Genomic DNA, 333 nt, shown 5'->3' on the forward strand with positions numbered 1-333 from the left:
AGCGATCGCCGAACTGCGGGCACTGGGGCTGCGCCCCGTCCTGCTGACCGGTGACAACAAGCTGGTGGCGGAGTCGGTGGCGGCCGAGGTCGGCATCCCCGCCGAGGACGTGATCGCCGAGGTGCTGCCGGAGGACAAGGTCGCCACCGTGCAGCGGCTGCAGGCCGAGGGCCGCACCGTCGCGATGGTCGGCGACGGCGTCAACGACGCGGCCGCCCTCGCCCAGGCCGACCTGGGCCTGGCCATCGGCACCGGCACCGACGCCGCCATCGAAGCCGCCGACCTCACCCTCGTACGCGGCGACCTGCGCTCGGCCGCCGACGCGATCCGCCT

1 protein-coding gene is annotated in these 333 nt (G+C 74.8%); it reads left to right on the forward strand.

Annotated features, from left to right (window positions below; genetic code table 11):
* Nucleotides 1–333, forward strand: a 333-nt coding sequence (locus IEZ12_RS39390) for an HAD-IC family P-type ATPase (RefSeq protein ID WP_229848344.1), incomplete at both ends; no start/stop codon positions are given.

The sequence above is a fragment of the Kitasatospora griseola genome (assembly GCF_014648555.1).
Taxonomy (GTDB): domain Bacteria; phylum Actinomycetota; class Actinomycetes; order Streptomycetales; family Streptomycetaceae; genus Kitasatospora; species Kitasatospora griseola.